The organism is Aeromicrobium sp. (genome assembly GCF_036676885.1).
Lineage (GTDB): Bacteria > Actinomycetota > Actinomycetes > Propionibacteriales > Nocardioidaceae > Aeromicrobium.
The window spans coordinates 1-10,360 of the sequence record NZ_JAKFCB010000254.1 but is presented as its reverse complement, the minus strand read 5'-3'; the positions used below and the strand labels follow the sequence as shown (position 1 = coordinate 10,360).

12 protein-coding genes are annotated in these 10,360 nt (G+C 69.3%); 7 read left to right on the top strand and 5 right to left on the bottom strand.

Annotated features, from left to right (window positions below; all coding sequences use genetic code 11):
• Both V6M46_RS11410 and V6M46_RS11405 read left to right on the top strand, forming a co-directional pair.
• Window positions 1–1,119 (top strand): magnesium transporter MgtE N-terminal domain-containing protein (locus V6M46_RS11410; RefSeq protein WP_332665008.1); only part of this gene is annotated, 1,119 nt, incomplete at its 5' end.
• Window positions 1,112–1,612, top strand: a complete 501-nt coding sequence (locus tag V6M46_RS11405; RefSeq protein WP_332665006.1) for a DUF1003 domain-containing protein — start codon at window positions 1,112–1,114, stop codon at window positions 1,610–1,612. The genes V6M46_RS11410 and V6M46_RS11405, both read left to right, overlap by 8 nt.
• Before the next feature lie 46 nt (window positions 1,613–1,658).
• Here V6M46_RS11405 and V6M46_RS11400 read toward each other — a convergent pair whose 3' ends face one another.
• Window positions 1,659–3,341, bottom strand: a complete 1,683-nt coding sequence (locus V6M46_RS11400; protein WP_332665003.1) for an ABC-F family ATP-binding cassette domain-containing protein — start codon at window positions 3,339–3,341, stop codon at window positions 1,659–1,661.
• Between the two features lie 101 nt (window positions 3,342–3,442).
• On the opposite strand from V6M46_RS11400, the gene V6M46_RS11395 reads away from it, so the two are divergent.
• The 4 genes from V6M46_RS11395 to V6M46_RS11380 are packed head-to-tail and all read left to right on the top strand — an operon-like array spanning window position 3,443 to window position 6,232.
• Complete coding sequence (locus V6M46_RS11395) at window positions 3,443–3,712, top strand: Fe-S cluster assembly protein HesB (RefSeq protein WP_332665000.1); 270 nt, start codon at window positions 3,443–3,445, stop codon at window positions 3,710–3,712.
• A 59-nt stretch (window positions 3,713–3,771) separates the two neighbouring features.
• A complete protein-coding gene (locus V6M46_RS11390) occupies window positions 3,772–4,707 on the top strand; it encodes a TIGR01777 family oxidoreductase (protein WP_332664997.1) in 936 nt (311 codons plus the stop codon).
• A 58-nt stretch (window positions 4,708–4,765) separates the two neighbouring features.
• On the top strand, window positions 4,766–5,905 hold the full coding sequence (locus V6M46_RS11385; protein WP_332664994.1) for an Mrp/NBP35 family ATP-binding protein: 1,140 nt from the start codon (window positions 4,766–4,768) through the stop codon (window positions 5,903–5,905).
• A 9-nt stretch (window positions 5,906–5,914) separates the two neighbouring features.
• Window positions 5,915–6,232: a sec-independent translocase gene (locus V6M46_RS11380; RefSeq protein WP_332664992.1), complete on the top strand. Its 318-nt coding sequence runs from the start codon at window positions 5,915–5,917 to the stop codon at window positions 6,230–6,232.
• Here the strand turns inward: V6M46_RS11380 and V6M46_RS11375 are convergent.
• Together V6M46_RS11375 and sigE are read right to left on the bottom strand one after the other, a co-directional pair.
• Window positions 6,229–7,071 (bottom strand): anti-sigma factor family protein, encoded by an 843-nt coding sequence (locus V6M46_RS11375; RefSeq protein ID WP_332664990.1) that lies wholly within the window; start codon window positions 7,069–7,071, stop codon window positions 6,229–6,231. The genes V6M46_RS11380 and V6M46_RS11375 overlap by 4 nt on opposite strands.
• On the bottom strand, window positions 7,071–7,637 hold the full coding sequence (gene sigE, locus V6M46_RS11370) for an RNA polymerase sigma factor SigE (RefSeq protein ID WP_332664988.1): 567 nt from the start codon (window positions 7,635–7,637) through the stop codon (window positions 7,071–7,073). The genes V6M46_RS11375 and sigE overlap by 1 nt, the downstream gene beginning before the upstream one ends.
• Window positions 7,638–7,787: 150 nt before the next feature.
• On the opposite strand from sigE, the gene V6M46_RS11365 reads away from it, so the two are divergent.
• The gene (locus V6M46_RS11365) at window positions 7,788–8,417 is read left to right on the top strand and encodes an O-methyltransferase (RefSeq protein WP_332665011.1); all 630 of its coding nucleotides are present in this window, start codon (window positions 7,788–7,790) and stop codon (window positions 8,415–8,417) included.
• On the opposite strand, the gene V6M46_RS11360 is transcribed toward V6M46_RS11365, so the two are convergent.
• Complete coding sequence (locus V6M46_RS11360) at window positions 8,410–9,735, bottom strand: sensor histidine kinase (protein ID WP_332664985.1); 1,326 nt, start codon at window positions 9,733–9,735, stop codon at window positions 8,410–8,412. The two genes, V6M46_RS11365 and V6M46_RS11360, sit on opposite strands and share 8 nt — an antisense overlap.
• A gap of 13 nt (window positions 9,736–9,748) precedes the next feature.
• Window positions 9,749–10,360: response regulator transcription factor (locus V6M46_RS11355; protein WP_332664982.1), on the bottom strand; the 612-nt coding region annotated here is incomplete at its 5' end.

The window sequence follows — 10,360 nt, the reverse complement described above, 5'->3', positions numbered from 1 at the left end:
CGCCGCCGGGTCTTCCTGCCGATCACCCGCGTGACCTCGCTCGACTCCGGCCAGATCATCACGACCGGTGTCCTCAACGTCCGCAAGTTCGTGCAGCGCCGCACCGAGACGCTCGCGATCCACGAGCTGTTCGACCGCACCGTGACGTTGCCCGACGGCACCACCGGCACGGTCTACGACCTCGCGATGGAGCAGGACACCCGCCGCGACTGGCACGTCAGCACGGTCGCCGTGCAGGGGGGCGGCAAGCGCTTCGGCCGCCGCGGCCCCCACCAGGTGCTCGAGTGGGACGAGGTCAAGGGCCTGACGACCGAGGAGGCCGGCCAGGGCGCGACCCACCTGCTCGCGACGATGGACGAGATGCGCGCGGCCGACCTCGCCAATGCACTTCGCGACCTCGCCCCCAAGCGCCGCATGGAGGTCGTCACCGAGCTCGACGACGAGCGCCTCGCCGATGTGCTGGAGGAGCTGCCCGAGAAGGATCAGGTCGAGATCCTCGGTGTGCTCGATCCCGAGCGCGCGTCCGACGTCCTCACCGAGATGGACCCCGACGACGCGGCCGACCTGCTCGGCGAGCTCCCCACGGCGGTCGCCGAGGCGCTGCTCGCGTTGATGGAGCCCGACGACGCCGAGGACGTACGCCGGCTGCTGACGTACGAGGAGCGCACCGCCGGCGGCATGATGACGACCGAACCGGTCGTCCTGCCTCCTGACGCGACGATCGCCGACGCCCTGGCGCGCATACGCAATCCCGACCTGATCCCGGCGCTCGCGTCGATGGTCTACGTGTGCCGCCCGCCGCTGGAGACGCCGACCGGCAAGTTCCTCGGCATCGTGCACTTCCAGGCCCTGCTGCGTGAACCACCCTCGACGCTGGTCAGCGCGATCGTCGACAACGACATCGACTGGCCCCGCCCCGACGCCTCGCTCGAGCACGTCGCCAACCTGCTCGCCGCCTACAACATGGTCGCGCTGCCGGTCGTCGACGAGAACGCCCACCTGCTCGGGGCGGTGACCATCGACGACGTGCTCGACCACCTGCTCCCTGAAGGCTGGCGCGAGCAGGACGACACTGAGTCGGCTCCCACGGGAGGCCCTGAGGTGATCGCACATGGCTGACCGCGCCCGCCTCGACCAGCCCCGCTCGGTCCGCCGCTCGTTCCGGCCGCGCCGCGAGCCCGACCCCGAGCGCTTCGGGCGTTTCGCGGAGTCGACGGCCCGCTTCCTCGGCACCGCCACGTTCATCGCGTGGATGACGGTCTTCGTCGCGATCTGGGTCGTCTGGAACATGCCGTACGGCCCCGACCGGCACCGCTGGGATGACTACCCGTTCATCTTCCTCACCTTGATCCTGTCGCTGCAGGCGTCGTACGCCGCACCGCTGATCCTGCTGGCGCAGAACCGCCAGGAGGCACGTGACCGGGTGACGCAGGAGCAGGAACGCGACGCCAACGCGCAGGCCAACGCCGACATGGAGTTCCTCGCCCGCGAGGTCGCCAGCCTGCGAATCGGACTCGGCGAGGTCGCCACCCGCGACTTCATCCGCGGCGAGCTGCGCACCCTGATGGCCGACCTCGACGAGCGCGACGCCGAGGACGAATCGAGGAACTGACCGCTCAGCGCGCGAAGATTCCCGGCCAGACCCGTACCGCTGCGACTCAGCGGTTCCGCTGCACCCTTGACTCGTCCCACACCGGCTCGTCGGACTCGTAGACCCGGCCATCGGCGCCGAACACCAGGAACCGGTCGAAGCCGCGCGCGAACCAGCGATCGTGGGTCACCGCGATCACGGTGCCCTCGAACGTCGACAGCGCCTGCTCGAGTGCCTCGGCCGAGTGCAGGTCGAGGTTGTCCGTCGGCTCGTCGAGCAGCAGCAGCGTGGCATTCGACAGCTCGAGCAGCAGGATCTGGAACCGCGCCTGCTGGCCGCCCGACAGCTGCTCGAAGACCTGGTCGCCGGCCTTGGCCAGCCCGTAGCGGTCGAGCGCCTTGGCCGACCCCTCGTGCCCCATCCCCCGCCGGTGGCCGTCGCCGTGATGCAGGATCTCCAGCAGCGTGCGGCCGAGCAGCGAGGGGTGCTCGTGCGTCTGGGCGAACCAGCCAGGGCGTACGCGCGAGCCGAGCTTGGCCATGCCGGTGTGGTCGACCGGCGGCGGGATGACGTCGCCGACCGGCTCGTGCTCGATGTCGGGCCGAGAGCCGCCCGCGGCGAGCAGCCGCAGGAAGTGCGACTTGCCCGAGCCGTTGCTCCCGAGCACCGCGACACGCTCGCCGAACCAGATCTCGAGGTCGAACGGCTTCATGAGCCCCGTGAGCTCGACCTGCTCGGCGACGACCGCACGCTTGGCCGTACGCCCGCCGTCGAGCCTCATCCGCAGGTTCTGCGCGATCGGCACGGCCTCCGGCGGCCCCTCGCGCTCGAAGCGGTCGAGCCGGGTCTGCGCCGCCTGGTAGCGCGCCGCCATGTCGGAGTTGTAGGCCGCCTTCTGCCTGTACATCAGCACGAGTGCCTTGAGCTTGGCGCGCTCCTCGTCCCAGCGCAGCCGTCGCTCCTCGAGCTTGGCGTTGCGCTCGATCCGCGCCTGCAGGTACGTCGAGAAGTGCCCCGGGTGAACCCACAGCGAGCTGCCGGCCGCACCGGGCTCGAGCGTCGCGATGCGTTGCGCGACGCGCTCGATCAGCTCGCGGTCGTGGCTCACGAACAGCACGGTCTTGGGCGACTCGACGAGCTGCTCCTCGAGCCATCGCTTGGCCGGCACGTCGAGGTAGTTGTCGGGCTCGTCGAGCAGCAGCACCTGCTCCGGTCCGCGCAGCAGCGCTTCGAGCACGAGCCGCTTCTGCTCGCCGCCGGACAACGTCGTGACCTGCCGCCACTGCGCCTTCTGGAACGGCACCCCGAGCGCCGAGACGGTGCACATGTCCCACATGGCCTCGTGCTCGTAGCCGCCCGCGTCGCCCCAGTCGACGAGCGCCTGCGCGTACGCCATCTGGTCGCGCTCGTCGTCGCGCTCCATCATGAGCAGCTCCGTGCGATCGACCTCGGCCGCCGCCTTGCGGACGGCAGGCGGCGCGACGGAGACCAGCAGGTCCCGCACGGTCGACTCGTCGCGCACCGAGCCGATGAACTGCCGCATCACGCCGAGCCCCCCGGAGATCGTGACGGCGCCTTCGTGCGGCTCCAGGTCACCCGTCGCGATGCGCGTCAACGTCGTCTTGCCGCTGCCGTTGGGCCCGATCAACGCGACCTTCCTGCCCTCGCCCACCCGCAGGCTGACCTCGTCGAGGAGGGGTCGGCCGTCGGACAGCGTGAAGCTGATCGAGTTCAGGTCGAGGTGTCCCATCCCGACATCCTCGCAGCCTTCAAGTTGAAGGACTCCGCAACGTGAGGAACAGTGGGAGATTCACCCAGACATCCATTGAACGGGAGAAACACGTGCTCACGATGACCGACAACGCAGCAGATGTGGTCCAGAAGATCGTCGAACAGACCGTGGCAGAAGAACAGGCCGGCCTGCGGATCAGCCAGGAGGCGGACGAGTCACTCGCCCTGACGCCTGCCGCGGCGTCCGAGCCCGGCGACCAGGTCGTGGAGGAGAACGGCGCCCGGGTGTTCCTGGACGAGGGCGCCGCCGCCGTGCTCGACGACAAGGTCCTCGACGCCAAGGTCGAGGCCGACGGCTCGGTGCAGTTCGCGGTCGGCACCCAGGACTGACCCTATCCTCATCCTGGGCCAGAATTGAACACGTTCAATTATTGGCCTAGGATGAGGCCATGAGCCCCTCCCCGCTGAGGACCGTCGCCATCGCCGGCGCGTCCGGCTACCTCGGCCAGCACCTCGTCCGTACGCTCACCGCTCGCGGGATCGACGTACGTACGATCGGCCGCGGCGCGTCCAGCGACGCGTCATGGGACGCCCCACAGGGACTCGTCGACATGCTCGACGGCGCCGACCTGCTGGTCAACTTCGCGGGGCGATCCGTGAGCTGCCGCTACACCAAGCGCAACGCCGACGCGATCATCTCGTCGCGCACCGAGACGACAGCCGCGCTCGGACGGGCACTCGCCGCCACGCCGCGGCCCCCGCAGCTGTGGATCAACTCGAGCACCGCCACGATCTACCGCGACTCACGTGACCGACCGATGGACGAAGTCACCGGCGAGCTCGGCACAGGATTCTCGGTCGGTGTGGCGCGTGCCTGGGAGCACGAGCTCTTCTCCGCGCCGACGCCCGTCCGCAAGATCGCCCTCCGCATGTCGATCGTCCTCGGAGCCGGCGGTGGCGCCCTCAACCCCTTCATCAACCTCGCCCGCACGGGATTCGGCGGGCCGATGGGCGACGGGGACCAGCGCTTCAGCTGGGTCCATGTCGACGACGTCGTCTCGGCCATCACGTACGCGTTCGAGCACCCGGAGGTCTCCGGCCCGGTCAACGTCGCCGCGCCCGAGGTCGTGACCAACGCCGAGCTGATGCGCCAGGTCCGTGCCACGCTCGGCCGGCCGTGGGGCCTGCCGCTCCCGGCGTGGGCGCTCGAGGCCGGAGCCCGCATCATCCGCACCGAGACGGAGCTCGTCCTCAAGAGCCGCTGGGTCGACTCCCGGGTGCTGCGGGAGTCGGGGTTCGAGTTCGCCCACCCGTCGTTGCGAGCCGCGCTCGACCAGATCGCCGGTCATACTCCCCGCGGCCTGCTCCCGGTCGCCCTGGGCTGACCCGGCCCTTAGGTCACACCCAGGTATCACCGCAGGTATGCCCCCGTACGATGGAGACATGGCAGTGGTCACCGAAGAGCAAGTCCGTGAAGCCCTCAGCAAGGTCAACGACCCTGAGATCAAGCGACCCATCACCGAGCTCGGGATGGTCGACGGCATCACGATCGAGGAAGCGCAGATCACCGTACGCCTGCTGCTGACGGTGTCCGGCTGCCCGCTCAAGGACACCCTCAACCGCGACATCACCGCCGCGGTCGCCACGGTCGCCCCGGCGCACGCCGTCGTCGTCGACATGGGCGTCATGACCGACGAGCAGCGCAAGAGCATGCAGGAGCTGCTCCGCGGCGGCCGCACCGAGAAGGAGATCCCGTTCGCGCAGGCCGGATCCCTGACCAAGGTCTTCGCGGTCGCGTCGGGCAAGGGCGGCGTCGGCAAGTCGACCGTCACGGTCAACCTGGCGCTCGCGATGGCCAAGCGCGGCCTCAAGGTCGGCATCATCGACGCCGACATCTACGGACACTCGATCCCCGACATGCTGGGCGTCGGCGACCTCCGCCCGACCCAGGTCGAGGACATGATCATGCCGGTCCCGGTCAAGGGCATGAAGGTCATCAGCATCGGCATGCTCAAGCCCCGCAAGGACCAGGTCGTCGCGTGGCGCGGGCCGATGCTCGACCGGGCGCTCGTGCAGATGCTCAGCGACGTCTACTGGGGTGACCTCGACGCCCTGCTCCTCGACCTGCCGCCCGGCACGGGTGACGTGGCGATCAGCCTGGGCCAGCACCTGCCCAACGCCGAGGTCGTCGTCGTGACGACACCGCAGCCGGCCGCCGCCGACGTGGCCGAACGCGCCGGCACGATGGCCTCGATGATGCACCAGCGCGTCGTCGGCGTGATCGAGAACATGTCATACCTCCAGATCCCCGGCGGTGAGCGCATGGAGATCTTCGGCTCCGGTGGCGCCGCCAAGGTCGCCGAGACGCTCAGCGCGCGCTTCGGCTACGACGTGCCGATGCTGGGCCAGATCCCGCTCGACCAGACGCTCCGCGAAGGCGGAGACGCCGGCGATCCGATCGTCGAGACCGATCCCGACTCCGAGGCCGCCAAGATCCTGCAAGGTGTCGCCGACCAGCTGAGCGGCCGCTCCCGGGGCCTCGCCGGCATGCAGCTCGGGCTTGCTCCGGCCGGACGGCTCTAGGCGCGACACATGTTCGGCATGGGCCTGCCCGAGATCGGGGTGATCCTGGTCGTGGCATTGCTCGTGTTCGGGCCCGAGAAGCTCCCTGAGATCGCCAAGCAGGCCGGCGGCTTCGTACGTACGCTCCGCCAGATGGCCGAGAACGCCAAGAACGACCTGGGGCGCGAGATGGGCCAGGATTTCTCCGACCTCAACCTCCGCGACCTCGACCCGCGTGAGATCGTGCGCAAGAACTTCCTCGACGACGACACGACGCCGTCACCCACGAGGGAGCAGCGCATCCTGCGGCCCGGCGAGACCCCGCCGTACGACCCCGAGTCGACCTAGGCCGCGTCGAGCCAGGTCGCCATGCGGTCGAGGCCGTCGCGTACGCGCTCGGTCGGCGTCTCCTCGTGCGAGCCTCGGGGCAGCTGGGACACCGCCTGCTCGACGCGGCCGCGATCGGCATCGGTCACGATCGTGTAGACCACGCCGTCGTCGTCCCACGTGACGACCATCGGCTCGCCCTCACGCACCCAGACGTGCGAGCCACCCATCTCGGTGTGCTCGAACCCCTCGACGCTGTCGCGGTCCAGTGACCCGTTCTGCTCGAACAGGTTGAGCTTGGCGCTGCCGTTGGAATAGCTGAGCGCGACGACCTCCCCGTGATCAGCGAACGCTCCGGAGACCCGGTGCAGGTCACCGCCGAGCGTCGCGAGGCAGGGCCAGCCGGATCCGTCGAGCTCGTCCAACGTCGCGTCCTCGATGACGTGGCCGGCCGGCACCGCCGTGGCACCGAAGAAGTCCGCGGCATAGCTGTTGAACGGCGGGGCGACCTCGTCACCCACGCCCTTCTCCGCGCCACCCACGGCGTAGGCGGTCATGACGACGGCGACCGAGGCGCTGACCAGCACGACACCGGCGCGGAAGGGCACGGAGCGGCGTACGCGGACCCACCAGCCGTCGCGAGCCGGTGGCGCGGCAGCCAGGCCGGCCAGCGAGGCCAGGAGCTCGGGCGGCGGCTCGGGCGCCTTGACGGTGGACATGCGGGACTTGAGCAGGCGTTGCTGTCGTACGGCCTTGGCGCAGGCGTCGCACGTCTGGAGATGCGTCAGCGCTTCGCGCGTCGCCGGATCGGACAGCTGTCCGTCCACGAACGCCGCAACGTCGGCACCCAGATGAGCCATCAGATCCCAACCGGCCCCACAAAACGGGTCCGACCCTTGCGGGGTGCACGGTGAGCGAGCGTCTCGCGCAGCTGCGTGCGGCCGCGGTGGATGCGGGAACGGACGGTGCCGAGCTTGACCCCGAGGACGTCGGAGATCTCCTCGTAGGACAGGCCTTCGATGTCGCACAGGACGACGGCCACACGGAACTCGTCGGACAGCGAGGACAGGGCCATCTCGATGTCGGGGTCGAAGTTGGCGTCGTGGACCGCGGACTCCGGCAGGATCTCCGAGCTCAGCAGCCGGTCCTCGGCGCCCTCGTGGAAGCCGTCCATGCGCAGGCGTGACTTGCGGCGTACGCGGTCGAGGAAGAGGTTCGTCGTGATGCGGTGCAACCAGCCCGGGAAGTTGCCCGGCTCGTAATTGTCGAGCGAGCGGAAGACGCGGATGAACACGTCCTGCGTCAGGTCCTCGGCGTCCTGGCGGTTGCCGGTCAGGCGATAGGCAAGCCGGTAGACCCGGGCGGAATTCTCCGCCACGATGTCGTCCCAGTTGAGCGTTGCCGTGGTCACGTCGTCTGCCTTCATGTGTTGATCGTTCACCCCGTACCTGAGAGAACGCACGGAATCACCTGACTGTTCCCCAGATTCCGGACGCGTCACACGGTTGAGCCTCCGCTGTCAACGGCGTGTGCGCGGATAGTCTTGCCTTGACAAACCGCGACCGAGGAGCCGACCATCACCACCGCAGCCAGCCTGGCGTACGCCGAGGACTTCCTGAGCGAGGACGATCACCTTGCCGCTGCGAGGCGTCGGTCCGACGAGGTCGGAGTCGTCCCGGTCGGCCCCGGCGGCGGCGCGGCCCTGTCCTTCCTCGCTTCAGTCGTGCAGGCCAAGGCGGTCGCCGAGATCGGCACCGGCACCGGCGTGTCCGGGTTGTGGCTCCTGCGCGGCATGCAGCCCGACGGCGTCCTGACATCGGTCGACCTCGAGGCCGAGCACCAGCGGCTGGCCCGCGAGACGTTCACCGATGCCGGATACGCGCCGCAGCGGTTCCGGTTGATCGCCGGTGCCGGGCTCGATGTCATGCCGCGGCTGACGGACGCCGGCTACGACGTCGTGTTCCTCGACGGCGACAAGGTCGAGTACGGCGAGTACCTCGACCAGGCGATGCGCCTCGTACGTCCCGGCGGCATCATCGTGTTCGACAACGCCCTGTGGCACGACCGGGTCGCCGATCCGGCGCAGCGCGACCCCGAGACCTCGGCGATCCGCGACGTCGTGCAGCGGGTCAGGAACGACGAGCGGCTCCGCAGCGTGCTGCTGCCGCTCGGCGACGGCCTGCTGGCCGCTCAGCTGCTCACGTAGCCATCTCACGCCACAACGGCAGCCGCACCACGAAGCTCGCACCCGGATGGTGATCGGGATCGAGCGTGATGCTGCCGCCCATCGACGTGACGATCTCGCGTGAGATGGCCAGGCCGAGCCCGGAACTGTGCCCGGTACGGACGCGCGCATCGTCCGCACGCGCGAACCGCTCGAAGACCCGCTCACGAAGGTCCTCCGGAATGCCGGCGCCGTCGTCCGCAACCGTCAGGACAGCCTCGCCATCGCGCTCGACCAGCGACACCGTGACGGACGATCCGCCGTGTTGTCGGGCGTTCTCGAGCACGTTGCGTACGACCCGGGCGAGGTGGGTCGGATCGCCCACGACCTGTGCCGCCGACACGGACGAGCTGTCGATCGCCAGGCCCCCGGCCTCGCGCATGCGACTGACCTCGCGCATCACGACGTCGTCGAGGTCCACGGCCTCGCGTCTGCCGAGGGTCCCGTCACCGTCGCTCTTCGCCAGCAGCAGGAGGTCGTCGACGAGACGCTGCAGGGACTCTGTCTCATCGAGCAGGCTCTGCTGCGTTGCCGAGTGATCCGCGCTGTCCGGCTGGGCCATGTCGACCTCGAGCTCCGCGCGCATCCTGGCCAGCGGGCTGCGAAGCTCATGGGACGCATCCGCGACGAAGCGCTGCTGCCGCGCCGCGGAGGCCTCGAGGCGTCCGAGCATGAGGTTCATGGTCTGTGCGAGCCGGGCCACTTCGTCGTGGGTGGTGGGCTCGGGCACGCGCCGGTCGAGGCTGCTTCCGCTGATCTCGGCGACCTGGCGGCGGATCTGCTCGACCGGGCGGAGGACCCGGCCGACCAGGATCCAGACGAGTCCGGCGAGCAGCAGCGTTGCGGCAGGCATCGCCACGCTGAGTCCGCGGATCAGTGTCGAGACGCTCTCGTTGACGTCGTCGAGCGGCGTTGCCGTGCGGATCACCACACCTGCGTGGCGCACGGACATCGCTCGGTACTCGCCCTCGCCGCGCGGTACGTGCACGGACTGGAACTCGGGCTTGTCTCCCGCGGGCAGGGGCAGGTCAAGACCGCCCGGCGATGTCGCCGTCTCCGCGACGATGCGGCCCGACACGTCGATGACCTGTGCAAAGGCATCGTCATCGCCCTGGCCCGTGAGGACCTCGGGCAGTGATCGGTCGTCCAGCTGGCTCGCGATCGTGTTGCCCTGGCGCTCGAGGGTCTCGTCGACGCTCTCGACCAGCGTGTGCCGCTGGACGGCCACCAGCGCGGCGCCCGTCATCACCAACGAGATCAGCACGAGCGCCGCAGCCAGCAGGGTCGTCCTGGCCCGCACACCCCAGACCATGTCAGCCCGCGCTCAGCCGGTAGCCCGCACCCCGTACGGTCTCGATCGTCGCCCGGCTCGACCGATGCTCGAGCTTGCGCCGGAGCCTGCCGACGTACACCTCGACGATGTTGGGGTCGCCGTCGAAGTCGTCGCTCCACACCTCGTCGAGGATCTGACGCTTGGACACCACCTGACCGCAGTGACGTACGAGGTGGAACAGGACATCGAACTCCCTGGAGGTGACCGACAGCTCCTCGTCGCCGACCCGCACGCGATGGCCGAGCGGATCGAACTCGAGATCCCCTGCTGCCAATGGCGCGGGCACCGAGGTGCTGCCGCGACGGATCAACGCGTGCAGGCGGGAGACCAGCACAGGGAACGAGAACGGCTTGACCACGTAGTCGTCGGCCCCGACATCCAGTCCCTCAGCCTCGTCGAGCTCGCCGTCCATCGCGGTCAGCATCAGGATCGGTGTCCAGTTTCCCGCGGCGCGGAGGTCGCTGCACACCCGGTAGCCGTTGAGTCCCGGGAGCATCAAGTCGAGCACCACGACGTCGTACGATCCCTCGGTCGCCCGCCACAGCCCGTCGACACCGTTGTTGGCGATGTCCACCGTGAAGCCCTCGGGCTG

What these genes read in the sequence shown, in the direction of transcription:
- V6M46_RS11385 (WP_332664994.1), top strand. Translation starts at nt 4,766, where the DNA reads ATGGCAGTGGTCACCGAAGAGCAAGTCCGTGAAGCCCTCAGCAAGGTC.
- V6M46_RS11400 (WP_332665003.1), bottom strand. Translation starts at nt 3,341, where the DNA reads ATGGGACACCTCGACCTGAACTCGATCAGCTTCACGCTGTCCGACGGC.
- sigE (WP_332664988.1), bottom strand. Translation starts at nt 7,637, where the DNA reads ATGAAGGCAGACGACGTGACCACGGCAACGCTCAACTGGGACGACATC.
- V6M46_RS11390 (WP_332664997.1), top strand. Translation starts at nt 3,772, where the DNA reads ATGAGCCCCTCCCCGCTGAGGACCGTCGCCATCGCCGGCGCGTCCGGC.
- V6M46_RS11405 (WP_332665006.1), top strand. Translation starts at nt 1,112, where the DNA reads ATGGCTGACCGCGCCCGCCTCGACCAGCCCCGCTCGGTCCGCCGCTCG.
- V6M46_RS11375 (WP_332664990.1), bottom strand. Translation starts at nt 7,071, where the DNA reads ATGGCTCATCTGGGTGCCGACGTTGCGGCGTTCGTGGACGGACAGCTG.
- V6M46_RS11380 (WP_332664992.1), top strand. Translation starts at nt 5,915, where the DNA reads ATGTTCGGCATGGGCCTGCCCGAGATCGGGGTGATCCTGGTCGTGGCA.
- V6M46_RS11395 (WP_332665000.1), top strand. Translation starts at nt 3,443, where the DNA reads ATGACCGACAACGCAGCAGATGTGGTCCAGAAGATCGTCGAACAGACC.